Annotated in this window: 17 protein-coding genes, 1 tRNA gene and 1 riboswitch; of the genes, 6 read left to right on the forward strand and 12 right to left on the reverse strand. The window is 68.6% G+C overall.

Annotated features, from left to right (window positions below; all coding sequences use genetic code 11):
• Positions 1-321 precede the first annotated feature (321 nt).
• Complete coding sequence (gene thiS, locus ABD970_RS05140; protein ID WP_345294401.1) at positions 322-522, reverse strand: sulfur carrier protein ThiS; 201 nt, start codon at positions 520-522, stop codon at positions 322-324.
• 251 nt (positions 523-773) lie between these two features.
• On the opposite strand from thiS, the gene ABD970_RS05145 reads away from it, so the two are divergent.
• From ABD970_RS05145 to ABD970_RS05165, 5 genes are all read left to right on the forward strand, one after another.
• Entirely contained in the window at positions 774-2,651 is a 1,878-nt protein-coding gene (locus ABD970_RS05145; protein WP_345294402.1) for an autotransporter domain-containing protein, read from the forward strand.
• An 84-nt stretch (positions 2,652-2,735) separates the two neighbouring features.
• A tRNA-Gly gene (locus ABD970_RS05150) sits at positions 2,736-2,809 on the forward strand.
• A 100-nt stretch (positions 2,810-2,909) separates the two neighbouring features.
• On the forward strand, positions 2,910-3,791 hold the full coding sequence (locus ABD970_RS05155) for a RimK family alpha-L-glutamate ligase (RefSeq protein ID WP_345294403.1): 882 nt from the start codon (positions 2,910-2,912) through the stop codon (positions 3,789-3,791).
• A gap of 350 nt (positions 3,792-4,141) precedes the next feature.
• Complete coding sequence (locus tag ABD970_RS05160; RefSeq protein WP_345294404.1) at positions 4,142-4,825, forward strand: response regulator transcription factor; 684 nt, start codon at positions 4,142-4,144, stop codon at positions 4,823-4,825.
• Positions 4,812-6,221, forward strand: a complete 1,410-nt coding sequence (locus ABD970_RS05165) for a sensor histidine kinase (protein WP_345294405.1) — start codon at positions 4,812-4,814, stop codon at positions 6,219-6,221. Before ABD970_RS05160 ends, ABD970_RS05165 begins: the two co-directional genes overlap by 14 nt.
• A 106-nt stretch (positions 6,222-6,327) precedes the next feature.
• On the opposite strand, the gene ABD970_RS05170 is transcribed toward ABD970_RS05165, so the two are convergent.
• From ABD970_RS05170 to metK, 7 genes are all read right to left on the reverse strand, one after another.
• Positions 6,328-7,263, reverse strand: a complete 936-nt coding sequence (locus ABD970_RS05170; protein WP_345294406.1) for a branched-chain amino acid transaminase — start codon at positions 7,261-7,263, stop codon at positions 6,328-6,330.
• A gap of 109 nt (positions 7,264-7,372) precedes the next feature.
• The gene (locus ABD970_RS05175) at positions 7,373-8,629 is read right to left on the reverse strand and encodes a M12 family metallo-peptidase (RefSeq protein ID WP_345294407.1); all 1,257 of its coding nucleotides are present in this window, start codon (positions 8,627-8,629) and stop codon (positions 7,373-7,375) included.
• Positions 8,630-8,787: 158 nt separating this feature from the next.
• Positions 8,788-9,339: a hypothetical protein gene (locus tag ABD970_RS05180; RefSeq protein WP_345294408.1), complete on the reverse strand. Its 552-nt coding sequence runs from the start codon at positions 9,337-9,339 to the stop codon at positions 8,788-8,790.
• Between the two features lie 196 nt (positions 9,340-9,535).
• Positions 9,536-10,183 (reverse strand): hypothetical protein, encoded by a 648-nt coding sequence (locus tag ABD970_RS05185; RefSeq protein WP_345294409.1) that lies wholly within the window; start codon positions 10,181-10,183, stop codon positions 9,536-9,538.
• A gap of 155 nt (positions 10,184-10,338) precedes the next feature.
• Positions 10,339-11,172, reverse strand: coding sequence for a methylenetetrahydrofolate reductase [NAD(P)H] (gene metF, locus ABD970_RS05190; RefSeq protein ID WP_345294410.1), 834 nt, complete (start codon positions 11,170-11,172; stop codon positions 10,339-10,341).
• Positions 11,173-11,232: 60 nt separating this feature from the next.
• The gene (gene ahcY / locus ABD970_RS05195) at positions 11,233-12,678 is read right to left on the reverse strand and encodes an adenosylhomocysteinase (protein WP_345294411.1); all 1,446 of its coding nucleotides are present in this window, start codon (positions 12,676-12,678) and stop codon (positions 11,233-11,235) included.
• 33 nt (positions 12,679-12,711) lie between these two features.
• Positions 12,712-12,795: riboswitch (S-adenosyl-L-homocysteine riboswitch) on the reverse strand.
• Between the two features lie 126 nt (positions 12,796-12,921).
• Positions 12,922-14,133: a methionine adenosyltransferase gene (gene metK / locus ABD970_RS05200; protein WP_345294412.1), complete on the reverse strand. Its 1,212-nt coding sequence runs from the start codon at positions 14,131-14,133 to the stop codon at positions 12,922-12,924.
• 153 nt (positions 14,134-14,286) lie between these two features.
• On the opposite strand from metK, the gene ABD970_RS05205 reads away from it, so the two are divergent.
• Positions 14,287-15,324: a metal-dependent hydrolase gene (locus ABD970_RS05205; RefSeq protein ID WP_345294413.1), complete on the forward strand. Its 1,038-nt coding sequence runs from the start codon at positions 14,287-14,289 to the stop codon at positions 15,322-15,324.
• 51 nt (positions 15,325-15,375) lie between these two features.
• On the opposite strand, the gene ABD970_RS05210 is transcribed toward ABD970_RS05205, so the two are convergent.
• The 4 genes from ABD970_RS05210 to ABD970_RS05225 all read right to left on the reverse strand — a co-directional run bounded on the left by ABD970_RS05210 (position 15,376) and on the right by ABD970_RS05225 (position 19,340).
• A complete protein-coding gene (locus ABD970_RS05210; RefSeq protein ID WP_345294414.1) occupies positions 15,376-15,693 on the reverse strand; it encodes a hypothetical protein in 318 nt (105 codons plus the stop codon).
• Positions 15,694-15,877: 184 nt separating this feature from the next.
• Positions 15,878-16,876 (reverse strand): tRNA dihydrouridine synthase DusB, encoded by a 999-nt coding sequence (gene dusB, locus ABD970_RS05215; protein ID WP_345294415.1) that lies wholly within the window; start codon positions 16,874-16,876, stop codon positions 15,878-15,880.
• A 173-nt stretch (positions 16,877-17,049) separates the two neighbouring features.
• The gene (locus tag ABD970_RS05220) at positions 17,050-18,018 is read right to left on the reverse strand and encodes a ribokinase (protein ID WP_345294416.1); all 969 of its coding nucleotides are present in this window, start codon (positions 18,016-18,018) and stop codon (positions 17,050-17,052) included.
• Positions 18,015-19,340, reverse strand: a complete 1,326-nt coding sequence (locus ABD970_RS05225) for a NupC/NupG family nucleoside CNT transporter (protein ID WP_425563042.1) — start codon at positions 19,338-19,340, stop codon at positions 18,015-18,017. The genes ABD970_RS05220 and ABD970_RS05225 overlap by 4 nt, the downstream gene beginning before the upstream one ends.
• Between the last annotated feature and the right edge of the window lie 23 nt (positions 19,341-19,363).

The following is a 19,363-nucleotide window of genomic DNA, read 5'->3' on the forward strand; positions in this document are numbered from 1 at the left end:
TATCGCATCGGCCCGCTGCCGAACCCCATCGATCGGTAACGGCCAGTACAGCCGGCGCGCCGCATGGGCAGCGTGGCCGCACCTTGCGAGCCTTTCGGGTCTGCCTTGGCGAGTGATGGCCTCGGGGACGACCCTTGCTCCGCGGCTGGTCGGTCGAACGCTTGCGCGGCTCAGGCCGGCGAAAGGTCGGCGAGGGCGGCATGTGGCCAGGCCGGGGCGGCCTGCCGTCGTTGACGGGATCATTCCGTCACGAGACGACATGCAACGCGGGACACGGAACATTCCGGCTGGCGTTGCCCGGGGCCGCGACTGTGTCTGCAGTCAGCCGCCACCCAGGGCGTGGACGATTTCGACGCGATCGCCGTCCTGCAGGTCATGGATGGCATGCTGGCTACGGGGCACGATCTCGCCGTTGATCTCGACGGCGACCCGGCGTGTGGCCAGGTCTTCGGACTCGAGCAACTTCAAGAGGGTGCTGCCAGGCGGCAGCTTGCGGACTTCACCATTGAGCTGGATCTGCATGCCGGCATTGTCGCCGGAGCGCTCCCATCGTGCACGTGGGCGGCTGTGGCGCCCTGAGCTGTGGCGGCCTGAAATGCATCTCCTTTTCCCTGCTCCCCGCGGAGCGGAAGCAATGCCTCACAGCGGGCCGCCGTGGGCGAGCCAGCGCTATTGAGTGATCCGCAGGTTCGTGAAACGATACGGCCATCCGGGGGCGTATGGGGTCCCGGCGCGCTTCATGCCTGTCACTGCAATCGCCAAGGGGTAATCACATGAATGTCCTGATCCGGCGCTTCCCGCGCCTGGCCTGCTCCCTCATGCTGGTCGCGTTGACGCTGGCGGCGTCGCCGGTGCTGGCGCAGTCCGCGCCGCAGACGTATTCCCGGACCATTGTCTTCGGAGACAGCCTGAGTGATGCGGGCTTCTATCGTCCGGTCCTGATCCAGCAGGCGGGTCCCGGGGCGGCCTTCGTCGGACGGTTCACCACCAATCCCGGCCAGGTCTGGGTGGAGTACCTGGCGCAGTTCTACGGCACCAGCGCAGACCCCGCATGGGGCCTGACCGGCACTGGCATCGTCAATGGCACCGGCACCAACTATGCGGCGGGGGGCGCGCGCGTCAACCTCCCGCCCGGCTTCCCGCCTTCCCCACCCACCAACGCCGCGCCACCGCTTTCGGCGCAGATCAATGCCTATCTTGCCGCCAATGGAGGCCGCGCCGATCCCAACGCCCTCTACGTTGTCTGGGGCGGGCCCAACGACCTGTTCTTCCACCTCAACGGTCTGACCACCCAGGCGCAGTTCTTCGCCACCGCGGGCCAGCAGTCGGGGTTGGTGACCACCCTGCAGAACGCGGGCGCCCGTTACGTGGTGGTGCCGAGCATGCCCGACGTCGGCAGTACCCCGTTCGGATTGTCCCAGGGTCCCGCCGGGGCCGCGGGGATCACCGCGCTGGTGCAGGCCTACAACCAGGCCCTGTTTGGCGGACTCCGCCAGGCGGGGCTGCGGGTGATTCCGCTGGACGTCTTCAACTTCCTGCGCGAAGTCAGCGCCTCGCCCTCGACCTACGGTCTGGTCAACGTCACCGCCCCGGCGTGCGGGGCGGTGCCCTCGCTGCAGTGCGCGCCCAACAATCTGGTCGCGCCAGGCGCGGACAGGAGCTACGCCTTCGCGGACGGCGTGCACCCCACCACGGCAGGCCACCTGTTGCTGGCCGACCTCGCGGTTTCGGTGCTGGAAGCCCCGCGCCAGGTCGCGGCGCTGCCCTATGTCGCCGCGACCACCGGTCGCGCCCGTGCCGATCGCGTCCTGTCCCATCTCGACGAACGTGAACCCGGCAGCGGCATGCGCTGGTGGGTGGACGGCCGCCTCGACTCCCAACGCTATTCGGACAACGACTACGAGGGTGACGGCCCCGCCCTCACCGTTGGCGTCGATTGGGACCTCGGCGGCGTGATCGTGGGTGGTTACCTGGGGCGTGGGCGGCAACGCATCGAATGGGGCCGGCTCGGCGGCGACTTCCGCCAGACCGACACCGCCCTGGGCGCGCTGGTCGGTTGGCAGGGCGAGCACGCCTGGGTCGCCGGGCAGGCGAGCGTTGGACGCCTGGAGACCGATGTCACGCGCGAGGTCGCGCTCGGCCCGGCGACCCGGGTGCATCGCGGCAGCACCGACGGCGATAGCCTCGGGGTGGGCCTGGCCACCGGTTGGAACTGGAATCACGGCGGGCTGCGTCACGGCCCACTGCTGTCGCTACTGGCGCAGCGCATCGAGATCGACGGCTACGAGGAAGACAGCAGCCAGTCGACCGCGCTGGGCTATCCCGACCAGCGGTTCGATTCGCGCATCGCCAGCCTCGGCTGGCAGGCGAGCGTCGGGGGCGGCTCCAAGGTGCGGCCCTACCTGCGGCTGACCGCAGACCGTGAGTTCGAGTCTCCCGCCGCCGAGGCCTTCGCACGGTCGCGCTCCATGCCGGGCACCGAACCATACGCCGTGCCCGGCCTGGTCTACGACGACAGCTACTACACACTGCTGTTGGGAACCCGGGCGAGCATGTTCGGCCTCGAGGCCGATGCCGGCCTCAACGTCACCCTCGGTCATGAAGGCGGGCGCAATACCAGCCTGTTCCTGAGCGTGGGCGGCAACTTCTGAGGGCACCGCGGCGGTGCGGCCGCCGCGCGTTGCCAAGCCGCGAACGGCCGGCATAGACTGTCGGCCGTCGCGGGCCTGATCCGGGCGGGCGTAGCTCAATGGTAGAGCTGTAGCTTCCCAAGCTACTGACGAGGGTTCGATTCCCTTCGCCCGCTCCAGCTCCACCCCTTCGGCGGCATCTCCAACGCGACGATGCCGCCGATGCGCGTCGCACGCACCCCCCCACGGCGCCTTGGCCGGGAACCCGCAGGTGACGCGATGAAGCTGGCCATCCTGTCCCACCATGCGAACGTTTACTCGACCCGGCGCTTCGTCGCGGCCGGCCGCCAGCATGGTCACGAAGTACGCGTGCTCGACCCGGTGCGCTGCTGCCTGGGGGTCTCCGAGGCCGGGTTCGAGATCCGCTACAAGGGCAAGCGGGTCCCCCGTTTCGATGCCGTGATCCCGCGGATCGGCGGTCCGTCGAGCCGGCAGGCCCACGCCGTCCTGCGCCAGTTGCAGCACATGGGTTGCCACACGCCCAATGCGTCCGCCGCGATCGCGGCGGCGCGCGACAAGTGGCATTGCCACCAGCTGCTGGCCGCGCACGGCGTCGCCACGCCCGCCAGCGTGTCCGCCGACCACCCCTTGGACACGCCGCACCTGCTGGCGATGCTGGGTCCGCCGCCACACGTGATCAAGCTCAGCGAGGGGACCCAGGGCAATGGGGTGATGCTGGCTCCTCAGCAGGAGGCATCGCAGGCCGCCATCGATGCGTTGCACGCGCTGCATGCCGGTTTCCTCGTGCAGGAATGCATCGCCGAGGCCTGCGGCACCGACCTGCGCTGCCTGGTCATCGGCGATGCGGTAGTCGCGGCCATCCGGCGCAAGGCGTCGCCCGGGGAGTTCCGCTCCAACCTCCACCTGGGCGGAACCGCGGAAAGCGTCCAGTTGGATGAGCGGGAAGCAGCCCTGGCGGTGCGGGCGGCCCAGGTGCTGGGGCTGGGCATCGCCGGCGTCGACCTCGTCCAGGCCGGCCGCGGACCGCTGGTGCTGGAGGTCAATGCCTCGCCCGGGCTGGAAGGCATCGAGCAGGCGACTGGCCTGGACCTCGCCGGACGGATCGTCGAGTGGGTGGTGGCCACCCGCGGGACGCGGTAACCCCGGGGATCGGAGGTTGCCGGTTCGGAAAGCCGTCTTAACAGAACTTTCATTCCTGATTTAACAGCGCCTTAATCGCCCCGGGCGTAATTTCCCATGACCGAAATCCAGCACTCTCTCCGGTTCCATCTCCAAGGGTCAGCGACGGATTACGGTAATCGGGGCACTACGTTCGACCCAGGCGGCCTGGTCCGCCTGGGTCTTTTTCTGCCCGGTGCGGGCCCCCCGGGAATGCTGTGACAGAATCAAGCCCTTCTCCGCGACCCGGCGCATCCTGCGTCGTCGCCCCGGTGGAACCGCCACCCCCAGGCGGCGGTCGAAACCGACCCAACCAAGGATCCCTGCCAGCGATGCGCATCCTCGTCATCGAAGACAACCAGGACATCGCCGCGAACCTCGGCGACTATCTCGAAGAACGCGGCCACACGGTCGACTTCGCCGCCGACGGCGTCACCGGCCTGCACCTGGCCGTCGTGCATGACTTCGATGCCGTCGTGCTGGACCTGAACCTCCCGGGCATGGACGGGCTGGAGGTTTGCCGCAAGCTGCGCAACGACGCCCGCAAGCAGACCCCGGTGCTGATGCTGACCGCGCGTGACTCGCTGGACAACAAGCTTGCCGGGTTCGACTCGGGTGCCGACGACTACCTGATCAAGCCGTTCGCGTTGCAGGAAGTGGAAGTGCGGCTCAACGCGCTCGCGCGCCGCGGCAAGGGCGTGCAGTCCCGGGTGCTGGAGGTCGGCGACCTGGAGTACAACCTCGATACCCTGGAAGTGCGACGCGCAGGCAAGTTGCTGCAACTCAACCCGACCGCGCTCAAGATCCTCCAGGCGTTGATGGAAGCGTCGCCGGCGGTGGTCACCCGCCAGGACCTGGAGACCCGCGTCTGGGGTGAGGAGCTGCCGGATTCGGACAGCCTCCGCGTGCACATCCACGGCCTGCGAGCGGTCATCGACAAGCCCTTCGATACCCTGCTGATCCAGACCCGCCACGGCATCGGCTACCGCATCGCCGTTCCAGATGACGGCGGCTGAAGACGTCGGGACGGACACGGCAGCACGGACTGCCGACGGCACGGACGGGTTGGTGGCCGAGGGCGCGCCGTCCGCACGCAGGAAGCCCACGCGTTACCGGCGCCGGCTGCGCAGCCGCATCGTCCTGTCGTTCCTGCTGCTGGGCTTCGGCCTGACGGCGCTGTTCGCGTTCGCGACGCAATACGCCCGCAACCGGGTCGAGAACGACCTGGTCGAGGACGTGATGAACCGCAACATCCAGGAAGCGGCGCGCCAGTACGAACTGGACCCGGAGAACCCGGCGTTCGCGGTCGACCAGATGCGCGGCTTCGTCTACACCGCCGACCGCTTCGCCTCGGTGCGGGAGAACCGGCCCGAGTGGTACGAGCTGCCCGACGGCATCCATGGCTTGAGCGGTACCGACGAGAACGGCGATCCGTTCGCCTACAAGCTCGCCGTGCGCAAGACACCGGGCGTCTGGTTCTTCCTGGCCTACGACATGACCCAGGCCATCCGCGGCGAGGAACAGTTCCAGCGCGCGATCATCGGCTCGGTGCTGGTGTTTTCGCTGTTCTCGCTGCTGATCGGCTGGTGGGCGGCGTCGAGGGTCATGAGTCCGGTGTCGGAACTGGCCAATCGCCTGCGTGCATCCGGCGACAGCAGCGAACCCGAGGCGCTTGCCGAGCATTTCGCCGACGACGAAGTCGGCCAGCTCGCCAGCGCGCTGGACGATTACTCCGCGCGGTTGACCGAGGTCGTGCAGCGTGACCGGGAATTCAACGCCGACGTGAGCCACGAGCTGCGGACGCCGCTTGCGGTGATCCGCGGTGCGGCCGAGCTGCTCCTGTCGCACCCCGGCATCGACGACAAGGCCCGCGCCCGCCTTGCGCGGATACAGCGCGCCGAGCAGCAGTGCACCGACCTCATCAGCGCCCTGCTGTTGCTGTCGCGCAACGAGCGCGGGCACGGCGCGACCGACGTGGCGCGCGTGGCCGAGCAGCTGCTGGACGCGCACCGCACGCAGCTTGGCTCCAAGCCGCTCGAGCTGAGGCTGGAGGGCGATCGCCGGATGGTGGTGGATGCCCCGGAGGCCGCGGTCACCGTGGCGCTGGGCAACCTGATCGGCAACGCGGTGAAGTACACCACCGAGGGCGAGGTCGTCGTCCGCCTCCACGACGCCGCGGTCGAGGTCGTCGATTCCGGCCCGGGCCTGAGCGCCGAGGACGCCGCGAAACTGTTCGAACGCGGCTATCGGGGAACCCATGCTGAGCATTCGCAGGGCGGGGGCATCGGGCTGTCGATCGTGCGCCGGCTGTGCGACCTCTACGGCTGGGACGTGCGGGTACGGCCGGGTGCGGTCCGCGGCGTGGTGGCGACGTTGCGGTTCGGCCGCGACGAGTCGGCCGGCGCCGCCTAGCCACCGTTCGCGGGGTTCGGCCCGGGTTCGCCCGTGGGGACGCGGGCGGCACGTGACCAGCGGACAGATCACGGCACGCATCCACGGTCAAGGCGATGGTGGCTCCTCAGCCGTCGATACGTTCGAGCCAGCCATGCCTGTCGGGCGTGGTGCCGTCGAACAGCCCGAAGAACAGCGCCTGCAGTCGTCGCGTCAGCGGCCCGGCCTTGCCTTGGCCGACCTGGTGGCCGTCGACGGACCGGATCGGGGTGATCTCGGCCGCCGTGCCGCACATGAACACTTCGTCGCACAGGTAGAGGTATTCGCGCGGCAGGTCGCGTTCGACCACCGGGATGCCGGCATCGCGGGCGAGGGTCTTGATGGTGTCCCGGGTGATGCCATTGAGCAGTGCGGCGCTCGCCGGGGGCGTGTGCAGCGCGCCATCGATGGCCAGGAACAGGTTTTCGCCGGCCCCCTCGCTCAACAAGCCGGTCGATGCCAGCGCGATGCCTTCGCCGAACCCCAGGCGGCGAGCCTCGCGGGCGATCAGTTGCCCTGACAGGTAGTTACCCGCGGCCTTGGCACCGGCGGGTATGGTGTTGGGCGCGACCCGCTGCCAGCTCGACACGCAGGCATCGATCCCGTCTTCCAGCGCACCGGCGCCCAGGTAGGTCCCCATCGCCCAGGCGGCGACCGCCACGTCGGTCGGCGTTTCAGCCGACAGCCCGAACCCACCCAGGCCGCGGAAGGCCACCGGTCGCAGGTAGCCTCGCACCAGGCCGTTGCGTCGCAGTACCTCCGCGCAGGCCGCTTCGATGTCTTCCGGCGAGTACGGGATGTCGATTTCGTAGATCCGCGCCGATCCGAACAGGCGCCGGATGTGGTCCGTCAGGCGGAAGATCGCCGTTCCCGTGCCCTGTCCGCCGGATGACGTTTCGTAGGCGCGGATGCCCTCGAACACGGAGGAACCGTAATGCAGCGCATGCGCCATCACGTGCGTCGTCGCGTCGGCCCAAGGCTTGATGGTGCCGTTGTGCCAGATCCAGTCGGGGTAGGTGGGCATGGGTGCGGGGTCGTGGGATCGCAGGAAAATCAGTCTAGGCGATCGTCGGGCCGCGGCGCCAAGAAAAAAAACGGGGCCCGGTGGGCCCCGTTCGACCGTCGCGCGAACCTTAGCGGAAGGCGGCGATGGTTGCCTTGGTGTTGTTGAGCACCCGCTGGTTGTGGTGGGTGCTTGTCGTGCCCATGGCGGCGCCACCGTAGGTCTTGGCCGGGTTCGACCAGTAGTTGATCCGGGTGCATCCGGACGGGCAGGCGTAGGCCATGATGGTGCGCCAACCGCCGCTGTCGTACCGGTATCCGTGGCCATAGGCGTACGGCGTGGTGCTCGGGTCGGCGGCCGGGTCGTGGCGCGCCGACTGGAGGTGGCCGATCTCATGGCCGAACGAGTAGTACCCGGTGGCGCAACCATGGTGCACCGCCGCGAACGCCGTGCTGGCGGTGGAGCCGATCCCGGACGCGAGTCCGCAAGACGAACTGTTGTTGATGATCAGGACCCCCACGTCGGCCGAAATCGAATCGCGCGTGGAATGGAAACTGTCCATGTGGCCGTCGCTGGTGCCCCGGAAGCGCGAGAGGTCGGTACTGAAGCTCCCGGACTCCTTGTAGGACGTGGAGTACGCACCGGCCAGTTGCAAGCTGATGTCGACGCCGCTGTTGGCATAACCCTGGTTGGTCTCCGCGACGGCCAGGTTGATCAGCCCGCTCGCATCGCCAACGGCGTTGATGGCCGATTGGGTCATGACCACCATCACCCGGATCGTGGAGATCGCCTGGATGGTCGGCGCACCGGACGCCATCACGGCAGGGGCCATCGGGATCGTGGGCAGCAGCGAATAGCTGTTCGGGTGGTCGGCCGGCATCCGCGACTCGTCGATCCTGACGAGGGCGTGCTTCCCCGACCGCAGGGGCCGGAGGGCGTAGAGCTGGCCCTCCTTGCGGATGGTGCCGGTCAGCTTGTTGCCATTGCGCACGATCATCACCGAGTTCATCGGATCGTCCGCGATTTCGGCGGTTCCCCAGTTGCGCAGTCTCGGATAGACGTTGGCCTGCGGCGACAGGAGCCCGTACCACACCATGGTGCCGTCAGGATTGCGGATGGTGTATTGCTTGCTGGCCACAATTTCCTCGCCCCCCACGGCCAACTGGAGGGACTCGCGGGTTTCGGTGACCTGGGAGGCATCGGCCTGCACCAGGTCGATGCCGGCCGAGGCACGATCCTCCACCAACGCCATGTACGACGGATCCGCTCCTAGGTTCGCGCTCGCCTGGGACTTGGAGAGCAGCGGCCGGTTCGCCGAGTTGGCGACGGTTCCAGAGCCTGCGAAAACGACAACGGCGATTGCACCCGCCAGTATCGACACCTTCATGTGATCTCACCCCCACCACCACCCGCGGCCGCGCCCCGGGCGGGGTGCGGCGGATGGCTGAAAAGGATTCTGGGATTGCCCGGGGCGACTCCCCGGCCGGAGTGTGCGTCAACGCCCGGACGCGGCAAGCTGCAATGCAGCAGGTCGGGTGACGCCCGTCACAAACTGATCCACCAGCAGCCCATGTGGCGTCGGAGGCTGAAGGTCGTGCGGGCGGGCGTGACGCCGTCGGAGAGGGTTTGTTCGATGCGCAGGCCGATGGGCCTGCGGCGGGTGGTCGATTGCGGGTAGTAGTCGGGTGCCGGGTCGGCCGCCCCGTCTCCTCCCTGCGTGCTGGGCGCATGCAAGGCTCGCAGGTCGACCAGCGGTCGTCGCGCGATGGCCTCCAGCCTGCCAACCACCGCATAGCCCGTTCGCGACGAGAGGCCTGGCCAGTGGTAGAGGCTTGCGAGCCGATTGGCGTCGCCGGCATCGATGGCGCTGCCAAGCTCGAAGATCAGGTCCTGCAGTTGCCGGGTGCATCCCCCGCGGTAGGGAAGCTTGGCGCCCCCGCCGGGCGATTCCCGCGGGACCCGTTCCACCGCGCCCAGGTCCGCGCAGCGCCGGTCCGTGTACAAGGGCGTGCCATCGGGCAGGCTGCAACGCTTCACTTGCGCCTGCGCCAGCGGTGTAGCGCCGAAAAAACCCGGCAAGATCAGGACGAGCGGCACGAGAAGCATCATTGGACGGCGGCGACGCATGACCGAAGCCTAACGCCGGCCGCGTGGAGCGGGAAGCCGGAGAAGCTCCGGGGCGGGGCGGGGTTTAGGAGCGGGCGCCGGGGCGCGCGCGCCAGCGACGGTACCCGGGCAAATGCAACCGCACTGCGCCGCCGCTGGCGTATGGGACTGCCTGCAACCTGACGAGCTAGAACTTGACGAAATAGCAGCCGGCGTACTTCTGCACGCTCAGGTCAACGACCCGGATCGACGCCTTGCCCAGTTGCAGTTGCATGGTTCCGGCATTGCCGGCCGGTTGCGGGGTGGCGCCGGAGGCATCGGCGTAGAGGTTCGCGTACGAGCCCACAGCGATGCTGGCGTCGAAATAGTGGGTGTCCCGGACCTGTTCCGTGGCCATCGACTCCAGCCGCGCGAGGATCCGCTTGCTGTCGTCGCTGCTGACGCCGACCCAGTGGTAGCTTTCGGCGATGCGGTTGACATCGCCCAGGGCGAGCGAGCCGCGCAGGTCCGCTTCCAGTTGCCGGGGCGTCCGTGCGCATCCGGAGGCCGCGGAGCGTCGCGACGCCGGGATTGCCGCGGTTTCCACCATCGCCACCGCTTGCTCGCCATCGGCGTCTTCGGTGAACGTCCGCGCCAGGCGGGTCATCATCGGAGCCGGGATCGGTGCACTTTGCGCACCGAAGGCGGCGCAGGCCTTGTCGGTATAGATCTCGCCGCCGTCCGACGTGGTGCAGCGCTGCAGGGCGGTCGAGGCCTGCGCCGGTTGCGGTGCAGGCAGGCCGGCGAGGGCAGCGGTGGCGAGCGCGGCGGAAAGGATGCGGGCGGTGGCATTCATGGGTGCGGACTGCGTGCTGGGGGGACGCGTCCATGCTTGCCGCCAGGGCATCAATACCGTGTCGCTGAATGGGGCTGCGCACTGACCGCCACGTGAATCGCCGGCCCAGGACGCGCAGCATTCAGCTGGCGTCAGGCGTCGCGTGACGGCAGCGTCTAGGAGTCCAGCAGTTCCAGCACCGCGCGCGTCGGCTTGGCGAGATTGAGCGTGTAGAAATGCAGCGCCGGTGCACCGCCCTCGACCAGGCGCCTGCACATCGATGCCACCACCTCGGCGCCGAACGCGCGGATCGATTCCACGTCATCGCCATACGCCTGCATGCGCTTGCCGATCCAGCGCGGGATTTCCGCGCCGCACGTCTCCGAGAAGCGCCGCAGCTGGTTGAAGTTGGAGATCGGCATGATGCCCGGCACGATGGGGATGTCGATGCCCACCCGCCGCGCCGCATCGACGAAATGGAAGTACGCGTCGGCGTTGTAGAAGTATTGGGTGATCGCGCCGTCGACACCGGCGTCGACCTTGGCCTTGAAGTGCCGCAGGTCGCTCAGGGCGTCCTCGGCCTGCGGATGCGTCTCCGGGTAGCACGCGGCCTCGACCTGGAAGTGGTCGCCATGCTCGGCGCGGATGAAGGCGATCAGGTCGGCGGCGAAGCGCAGGTCACCCGGATGGCCCATGCCCGAGGGCAGGTCGCCGCGCAGGGCGACGATGCGTCGGCAGCCGAGCGCGCGGTATTCCGCCAGCAGCGCGCGGATCTCGTCGCGGGTGCCGCCGACGCAGGACAGGTGGGGTGCGGCGTCGAGCGCGTGGGTCTCCAGCAGGTGGCGGACGGTCTCGCTGGTGTAGCTCAGCGTGGAGCCGCCGGCGCCGAAGGTGCAGGAAACGTAATCAGGCGCATGGGCCTTGAGCTGTTGCGTGGTGCGATCGAGCTGCGCGCGCTGCTCGTCGCTCTTGGGCGGGAAGAATTCGAAGGAAACGGGTACCGCGACCATCATGCTCTCCAGGCGGCGCCAGCGTGGAACGGGCGGCCGAGGCCGCCCGTCCGCGTCCGATCAGTAGCGGTAATGCTCGGGCTTGTAGGGGCCCTCCACGGCCACGCCGAGGTAGTCCGCCTGCTCCTTGGTCAGCTTGGTCAGCTTGACGCCGATCTTTTCCAGGTGCAGCCGCGCGACTTCCTCGTCGAGCTTCTTGGGCAGCAGGTAGACCTGCTTGCCGTACTCGTCCTTGCGCTTCCACAGGTCGATCTGCGCCAGGGTCTGGTTGGCGAACGAGTTGGACATCACGAAGCTGGGATGGCCGGTGGCGCAGCCCAGGTTGACCAGGCGGCCTTCGGCCAGCAGGAAGATGGCCTTGCCGTCCGGGAACACGAACTTGTCCACCTGGGGCTTGATGTTGATGCGCTCCACGCCCTTGAGCGCGTACAGCGCGTCGACCTGGATCTCGTTGTCGAAATGGCCGATGTTGCAGACGATCGCCTGGTCCTTCATCGCCTGCATGTGCTCGACGGTGATGATGTCCTTGTTGCCGGTGGTGGTGACGTAGATGTCGCCGCGGCCCAGGGTGGACTCGATGGTGTTGACCTCGAAGCCTTCCATCGACGCCTGCAGCGCGCAGATGGGATCGATCTCGGTGACCACGACCCGCGAGCCGTACGCCCGCAGCGAGTGCGCGCAGCCCTTGCCGACATCTCCGTAGCCGCACACGACCGCGACCTTGCCGGCCAGCATCACGTCCATCGCGCGCTTCAGGCCATCGGCCAGCGACTCGCGGCAGCCGTAGAGGTTGTCGAACTTGCTCTTGGTGACCGAGTCGTTGACGTTGATCGCCGGCACCAGCAGCTTGCCTTGGTCGGCCAGCTGGTAGAGACGGTGCACGCCGGTGGTGGTCTCCTCGGAGACGCCGCGCCAGCCTTCGACCACCGTGTGCCAGAAGCCGGGACGTTCGTCCTTGACGCGCTTGAGGAGGTTCTTGATGACCTGTTCCTCGTGCGAGGCGGCCTTCTCGTCGACCCAGGTGCTGCCGTTCTCGAGCTCGTAGCCCTTGTGGATCAGCAGGGTGACGTCGCCGCCGTCATCGACCACCAGCTCCGGCCCGAGGTAGCCGCCCTTGCCGTCGGGGAAGCTCAGCGCGTCGAGCGTGCAGTCCCAGTATTCCTCGAGGGTCTCGCCCTTCCAGGCGAACACCGGCGTACCGGTCGCGGCGATCGCGGCGGCGGCGTGGTCCTGGGTGGAGAAGATGTTGCAGGAGGCCCAGCGCACGTCGGCGCCGATGTCCTTCAGGGTCTCGATCAGCACCGCGGTCTGCACCGTCATGTGCAGCGAACCCGTCACGCGCACGCCCTTGAGGGGCGCCTCGGACGCGTGCTTGCGGCGGATCGACATGAGCCCCGGCATTTCATGCTCGGCGATGTCGATCTCCTTGCGGCCGAACTCGGCCAGGGAGATGTCGGCGACCTTGTAGTCGCCTTCGGTACTGAATGTCTTGATCTGTGCGTTCATTGCATTGCTCCGTCGTCGTGGGCCTTTCGACCCTGATCACGGGCGCGGTTGGTGCCTTGCCTCTCGCCGAGCCTGGCCGCGCTCGAAAGCGTCGCGGTCGCAGCGCCCCTCGGCGGGGCGGGGCGGGCTGTGCCCGCCTGTTCTTCGGTGGCGGCGTTCCCGCCGGCCACGTGCTTGGCCGGACGATCCGGCCTCGCATGACTGGTTGATCGTCGCGCCCGCCGTTGCGGGGCGACGGGGTCTTCACTTCAGCTTCGCGGCCTTCCGCAACTCCTCGGCCCGATCGGTCTTCTCCCACGAAAACGCCGTGGCCGAGTGCTGCTTGCCCGTGGCGTCGGTATAGGTGAACGGCTTCGGCTTGCGGCCGAAATGGCCGTAGGCCGCGGTGGCGCGGTACATCGGGTGCACCAGGTCGAGCATCTGCAGGATGCCGTACGGGCGCAGGTCGAAGTGCTTGCGGATCAGCTTCTCGATGACGGCGTCGTCGACCTTGCCGGTGCCGAAGGTGGTGACCGAGATCGAAGTCGGCTCGGCGACGCCGATGGCGTAGCTGACCTGCACCTCGCAACGATCCGCCAGGCCGGCTGCGACCACGTTCTTGGCGACGTAGCGCGCGGCGTAGGCCGCCGAGCGGTCGACCTTGGACGGATCCTTGCCGGAGAACGCGCCGCCGCCGTGGCGCGCCCACCCGCCGTAGGTGTCGACGATGATCTTGCGCCCGGTCAGGCCGCAGTCGCCGACCGGGCCGCCGATGATGAACTTGCCGGTGGGGTTGATGTGGTACTTCGTGCCCTTGTGCAGCCACTTTTCAGGCAGCACGGGCTTGATGACGTGCTCGCGCACCGCCTCGACGAGGTCCTTCTGCTTGATGTCCGGGTCGTGCTGGGTCGAGAGCACCACCGCATCGATGGCGACCGCCTTGCCGTTCTCGTAGCGCAAGGTGACCTGGCTCTTGGCGTCCGGGCGCAGCCAGGGCAGGGGAGAATTCTTCTGCTTGCGGACCCTGGCCTGCTGCTCGACCAGGCGATGCGACAGGTGGATCGCGGCGGGCATGAACGTGCCGGTCTCGTTGGTGGCGTAGCCGAACATCAGCCCCTGGTCGCCGGCGCCCTGCTGCTCTGGCTTCTTGCGGTCCACGCCCTGGTTGATGTCCGGCGACTGCTTGCCGATCAGGTTGAGCACGCCGCAGGTCTCGCCGTCGAAACCGACGTCGGAGCTGTCGTAGCCGATGTCCAGGATCACGCCTCGGGTCAGCGCCTCCAGGTCGATCCAGGCGCTGGTGGTGATCTCGCCGGCGACGATCGCGACGCCGGTCTTCACCATGGTCTCGCAGGCCACGCGCGCGCGCTTGTCCTGCGCCAGAATGGCGTCCAGGACCGCATCGGAGATCTGGTCGGCGATCTTGTCCGGGTGGCCTTCGGAGACCGACTCGGAGGTGAAGAGGGTGCTGGACATCGGCGGGGCTCCCGGGGATATATCCCTGTATGCGGATGGAAAGATGGCCCGGTATGATACACGGCCGGCGCGGGGCCTGCATTGTCCGTGGAGAGGGGTTGCGGGCGGGTTAAGCCCCGTATCGGGCGCCGGCCCGCTGCTAGCATCGGCCCGATGGACTCCCTGACCCAGATGCTGCTCGGTGGTGCGATCGCGGCGGTGGTCGCGCCGGCCCACCACAGGCGGGCCGCGCTGCTGGCGGGGGCCGCGCTGGGCACCCTGCCGGACCTCGACGCGCTGCCGATCGCGCTGCTGACCGACGATCCGGTCCTGCGGATGACGCTGCACCGTGGCGCGAGCCATTCGCTGTTGGTGCTGCCGCTGGTGGCGGTCCTGCTGTGGTGGCTGTTCAGGCAGCGCAACGGCCGCGTGGCCGAGGCGCCGGTCCGGTGGTTCTGGGCAATCGGGTTGGCGCTCTGCACGCATCCCGTGCTGGACGCCTTCACGGTCTACGGCACCCAGCTGCTCTGGCCGTTGCCCTCGCCGCCGGTGATGTGGTCGAGCGTGTTCATCATCGACCCCTTGTATACGGTGTGGCTGCTGCTGGCGTGCGTGGCGGCATGGTGGTGGCAACAGCGCCTCGCCGCGCAGCGCGTGCTGGTGGCGGGCCTGGCCTTGAGCACGGCCTACCTGGGCTGGTCGCTGCTGGCCAAGGCGCAGGTGGATCGCGAGGCGGAGCAAGCGCTGGCGGCGATGGGCATTGAGGACGCGCCAAGGTTCTCGGTCCCCATGCCGTTCAACACCTTGCTGTGGCGGGTCGTCGCAATGACGCCTGGCGGCTACGTCGAGGGTTTCCGCTCCTTGGTCGCCGACCAGGGGCCCATGACCTTCCGGGCCTACCCGTCGGACGTGCAGGCACTGGAGGACGCGGCCCAGGTGCCCGCCGTGCGTCGCCTGTCCTGGTTCACCCACGGCTTCCTGCGCGCGCGGGCGTCGGGCGGCATGCTGGTCCTCGGTGACCTGCGCATGGGCAGCGAGCCCGACTACGTCTTCGCGTTCGCGGTCGCCCGCCGTGGTCGCGGTGGCTGGAACGCCATGGCGCCACGCGCCCTGGACATGGAGCGGGCGCCCGGTGCGTTGCTGGGCGAGACATGGAATCGCATCTGGGAACAGCCCATGCGCACCCAACCCGCGCGGCCGGCGCCGCCGTAGGCATGGCGGGCCGGCACGATGCGGACGAAGCCCCGTCCGCGTTCGGGGTGCTTACAACCTTGGTTCCTCGGTTTGCGGCTGTTCCTGCAGGGCCAAGGCGTCGGCTGGCAGGCGGGTGCGCGCCGGGATGCCGTTGGCGACCAGTCTCTGGTATTCGTCGTGGCCGACCGCGGCGATGAATTTCTCCAGCGAGCGTTGGTAGGTGTAGCGATACTCGGCATACGCCGTTCGGTTACCGATCACCATCTGCACCTTGCGTTCGCTGAGCCCACTGCGCTCGGCCAGTTCCGCCACAGGATCATTGCCACCTGCCCAGGCGGGCGCGATCGCGAACAGGGCGAGGATCGAAAGGGTGGATTTCGCGTTCATCTTGGCCTCCTGACCCGACGGGGTCGTGCCGAGGCAGCGGCGGCGGGCGGCCGCCAGGGGGACTACCCCGGTGTCCGGCATTACCTCACGATCGCGCTGCCTGCGCATGCGCCATTGGCAACGATGACTTTCGTCCAACCGCGCGAGCCCGGCGCCGTAGCCACGCGCGCCATCGGCGACGGATTCAAGCCGCCAATCGCAGTGCGGGCCGGGTACCGGCGATCAACGCATCGAAGTAGTCACGGGTCAGGTCGAGCTGGCTGCGTGCGTCACAGGCGCGGTTCACCACGGCGCGGAAGGCCGTGTTCTCGGGCCGGTCCTTCGCGTACCACCCCAGGTGCTTGCGCGCGATGCGCACGCCACTGGTTTCCCCGTAGAACGCGTGCAGGTCGTGCAGGTGTCCGAGCAGGACGTCGCGTACTTCGGCCAGTGATGGTTCGGGCAAGGAGTCGCCCGTGGCCAGGTAGTGGGCGATCTCGCGGAAGATCCAGGGCCGCCCTTGCGCCGCGCGGCCGACCATCACCGCATCGGCGCCGGTGTGTTCCAGGACGAAGGCGGCCTTGTGCGGCGAGTCGATGTCGCCGTTCGCGATCACCGGGATCGACAACGCGGACTTGATCGCGGCGATGGTGTCGTACTCCGCGGTGCCGGTGTACTGCTGGTCGCGGGTGCGGCCATGCACGGCCAGCGCCGCGATGCCGGCGTCCTCGGCGATGCGGGCGATGGTCGGGGCGTTGCGGTGCGTCGCGTCCCAGCCGGTGCGGATCTTCAGGGTCACCGGCACGTCGACCGCGCGCACGACTGCGTCCAGGATGCGCGCCACGAGCGCCTCGTCCTGCATCAACGCCGATCCGGCCCAGACCTTGCAGACCTTCTTCGCCGGGCAGCCCATGTTGATGTCGATGATCTGCGCGCCGTGGTCGACGTTGTGGCGGGCCGCTTCCGCCATGACCGCGGGATCGGTGCCTGCGATCTGCACGCCGATCGGGTCGGGCTCGCCGGCATGGTCCATCCGCCGCAGCGACTTCTCTGTGTTCCAGAAGCGCGGGTCGCTGGTGGTCATCTCCGACATCGCCATGCCCGCGCCCAGCCGCTTGCACAGCTGCCGGAACGGTTTGTCGGTGACGCCCGCCATCGGGGCGAGGATCACCGGCGGTTCGATGCGGTAGGGGCCGATCTGCATGCGGGGGATTCTAGCCGCCAGTGCCACGCGCGGTCCGCGGGTGCCCCCGGCCGTTCAGCCGCGCCGGGATCAGCCTTGGATCGAGTCGTTGAACCCCACGCCAGTGGGAGGGCCCCAGAGGGCGGTGGCGCGCTCGCGACGTGGAACACAGTCGGCGAAAGGGTCCGGGGCGGTCAGCCGCCGTAGCGGCTTTCCAGCTCGGGCCTGCGCGGCATGGACGCCGCGGCGCCGGTGCGTTCGGTCGAAAGCGCGGCGTAACGCGTGGCGAAGACGATGTGCCCTTCGAATGCCTTGCCCGGCGCCCGGGCCAGCGACGCGGCGAGGGCACCGTTGAAAGCGTCGCCGGCGCCGGTGGTGTCGATGGCCTGTACGCGCTCGCCGGGGGTGCGGTAGTGCGGGCGATCATCGCCCCGGCGCAGGGCAGCCGGGTGGGACACGAAACACCCCGCGCTGCCGAGGGTCACCACGACCGTGCCGTGCGGCAGCAGGGCGCGGCACAGGTCATGCAACCGGGCCTGCTCGAGCATGGCGACCTCGTCCGGGTCGATGCGCTCGCCCAGGTGGTGGGCGAGCAGGCTGGCGAACTCGGTTTCGTTGGGGGTCAACACGTCGGCCAGGGACACCAGGCCTCCTGCCACGTCGATGTTCGCCGGCGCAGGATTAAGCACCGTGGCGACACCGGCATCGCGGGCCGCCTGCAGCGCCGCTTCCACCGTGGCGGGCGGGACCTCCAGTTGCGCCACGAGGATGCGCGCAGCCGAGATGTCCGCCCGGTGCGCACGCAGGTGTGCGACGGACAGTTCCGCGTTCGCGCCGGGCCCGAGCACGATGCAGTTCCGTCCCCGGGCGTCGATGAAGATGCCGGCCGTGCCCGTCGGCGCGTCGCTGCCCTGCGCATGCAATGCGATGCCGTCGGCTGCCGCCAGGTCCCGCGCCAGCCTCCCGCCGCTGTCATCACCCAGCGCGCAGACGAAAGTGGTGGCGGCGCCGGCGCGCGCGGCGGCGACCGCCTGGTTGAATCCCTTGCCGCCGGCGCCACTGGCGTAAAGGCCGGCGAGGGTCTCGCCGGGACGGGGCAGGGCGTCGCTGGTCCAGGCGTGGTCGACGTTGAACGAACCGACGACGACGACGCCCGTGCTCACATCGGGACCTGCTGCGGGATGCCGCTCGCGGAAAAGTAGGTGAGCACGCCGGCGATCGTCGCGGTCATCAGCGTGGCGATCGACCCGCCGAGCACCGCGCGCAGGCCGAAGCGCGCGAGGTCGCTGCGGCGTTCGGGCGCGATGCCGCCGATGCCGCCGATCTGGATCGCGATCGAGCTGAAGTTGGCGAACCCGCACAGCGCGTAAGTGGCGATCAGGCGGCCCTGGTCGGTCAGCGTCACGCCGGGCACGCCGCCGCGCAGGATGTCGCCCAGCTGCACGTAGGCCACGAACTCATTGAGCACCACCTTCGTGCCGATCAGGCCGCCGACGGTGATCGCGTCCTGCCAGGGCACGCCGATCAGCCAGGCGATCGGCGCGAGCAGGTAGCCGAGCAGCGACGACAGGTCGGTCGGACGCCCCAGCATCGCCTCCAGTCCGGTGACCTGGCCCAACCAGGCCAGCGGCGCATTGATCAGCGCGATCAGGGCGATGAAGGCCAGCAGCATCGCGCCCACGTTCAGCGCCAGCTTGAGGCCGTCGGCGGCGCCCGCGGCGGCGGCATCGATGACGTTGGTGGTGGTCTTCTCGACCTCCACCTTGACCTCGCCCCGGGTCAGCGGCTCCCCGGTCTCCGGGACCAGGATCTTGGCGATCACCAGCGTCGCCGGCGCGGCCATGATGCTGGCGGTGATGAGGTGCTTGGCGTAGTAGGCCTGCTGCACGGGGTCGCCGCCGCCCAGCAGCAGCACGTAGGCGCCGAGCACGCCGCCGGCGATGGTCGCCATGCCGCCGACCATCAGCGTCAGCAATTCGGACGGGGTCATGCCGGCGATGTAGGGCTTCACCACCAGCGGCGCCTCGGTCTGGCCGATGAAGGCATTGGCGCAGACCGACAGCGTCTCTGCCCCGGACACGCGCATCAGCTTGGTGATGACCCAGGCCATGCCCGAGACGATCTTCTGCATCACGCCCAGGTGGTAGAGCACGCTCATGAAGCTGGCGAAGAAGATGATCGTCGGCAGCACCTGGAAGGCGAACACGAAACCGAACTTCGCCGGGTCCGTGAAGTCGCCGAAGATGAAGCGAGCGCCCTGGGTCGTGAAGCCCAGCAGCTTGACGAAACCGGAGGACAGCACGTCGAACACGCTGGCACCCCAGGGGGTCAGCAGGACCAGCCCCGCGATGAGCAGTTGCAGCCCGAGTCCGGTCGCCACCAGTCGCCAGTCGACGCGGCCGCGGTTGGTGGAGAACAGCCAGGTGATGCCGATCAGCACCGCCAGGCCCAGCAGGCCGAAACCGATCCGCGTGAATGCTTCCATCAGAGTTTCCTGGCCCGGGGCTG

The organism is Luteimonas vadosa (genome assembly GCF_039543545.1).
Taxonomy (GTDB): Bacteria; Pseudomonadota; Gammaproteobacteria; order Xanthomonadales; family Xanthomonadaceae; genus Luteimonas; species Luteimonas vadosa.

Excerpts from the sequence above, each read along its gene's own strand:
- thiS (WP_345294401.1), bottom strand. The coding sequence starts at position 522 with ATGCAGATCCAGCTCAATGGTGAAGTCCGCAAGCTGCCGCCTGGCAGC.
- ABD970_RS05145 (WP_345294402.1), top strand. The coding sequence starts at position 774 with ATGAATGTCCTGATCCGGCGCTTCCCGCGCCTGGCCTGCTCCCTCATG.
- ABD970_RS05155 (WP_345294403.1), top strand. The coding sequence starts at position 2,910 with ATGAAGCTGGCCATCCTGTCCCACCATGCGAACGTTTACTCGACCCGG.
- ABD970_RS05160 (WP_345294404.1), top strand. The coding sequence starts at position 4,142 with ATGCGCATCCTCGTCATCGAAGACAACCAGGACATCGCCGCGAACCTC.
- ABD970_RS05165 (WP_345294405.1), top strand. The coding sequence starts at position 4,812 with ATGACGGCGGCTGAAGACGTCGGGACGGACACGGCAGCACGGACTGCC.
- ABD970_RS05170 (WP_345294406.1), bottom strand. The coding sequence starts at position 7,263 with ATGCCCACCTACCCCGACTGGATCTGGCACAACGGCACCATCAAGCCT.
- ABD970_RS05175 (WP_345294407.1), bottom strand. The coding sequence starts at position 8,629 with ATGAAGGTGTCGATACTGGCGGGTGCAATCGCCGTTGTCGTTTTCGCA.
- ABD970_RS05185 (WP_345294409.1), bottom strand. The coding sequence starts at position 10,183 with ATGAATGCCACCGCCCGCATCCTTTCCGCCGCGCTCGCCACCGCTGCC.
- metF (WP_345294410.1), bottom strand. The coding sequence starts at position 11,172 with ATGGTCGCGGTACCCGTTTCCTTCGAATTCTTCCCGCCCAAGAGCGAC.
- ahcY (WP_345294411.1), bottom strand. The coding sequence starts at position 12,678 with ATGAACGCACAGATCAAGACATTCAGTACCGAAGGCGACTACAAGGTC.
- metK (WP_345294412.1), bottom strand. The coding sequence starts at position 14,133 with ATGTCCAGCACCCTCTTCACCTCCGAGTCGGTCTCCGAAGGCCACCCG.
- ABD970_RS05205 (WP_345294413.1), top strand. The coding sequence starts at position 14,287 with ATGGACTCCCTGACCCAGATGCTGCTCGGTGGTGCGATCGCGGCGGTG.
- ABD970_RS05210 (WP_345294414.1), bottom strand. The coding sequence starts at position 15,693 with ATGAACGCGAAATCCACCCTTTCGATCCTCGCCCTGTTCGCGATCGCG.
- dusB (WP_345294415.1), bottom strand. The coding sequence starts at position 16,876 with ATGCAGATCGGCCCCTACCGCATCGAACCGCCGGTGATCCTCGCCCCG.
- ABD970_RS05225 (WP_425563042.1), bottom strand. The coding sequence starts at position 19,340 with ATGGAAGCATTCACGCGGATCGGTTTCGGCCTGCTGGGCCTGGCGGTG.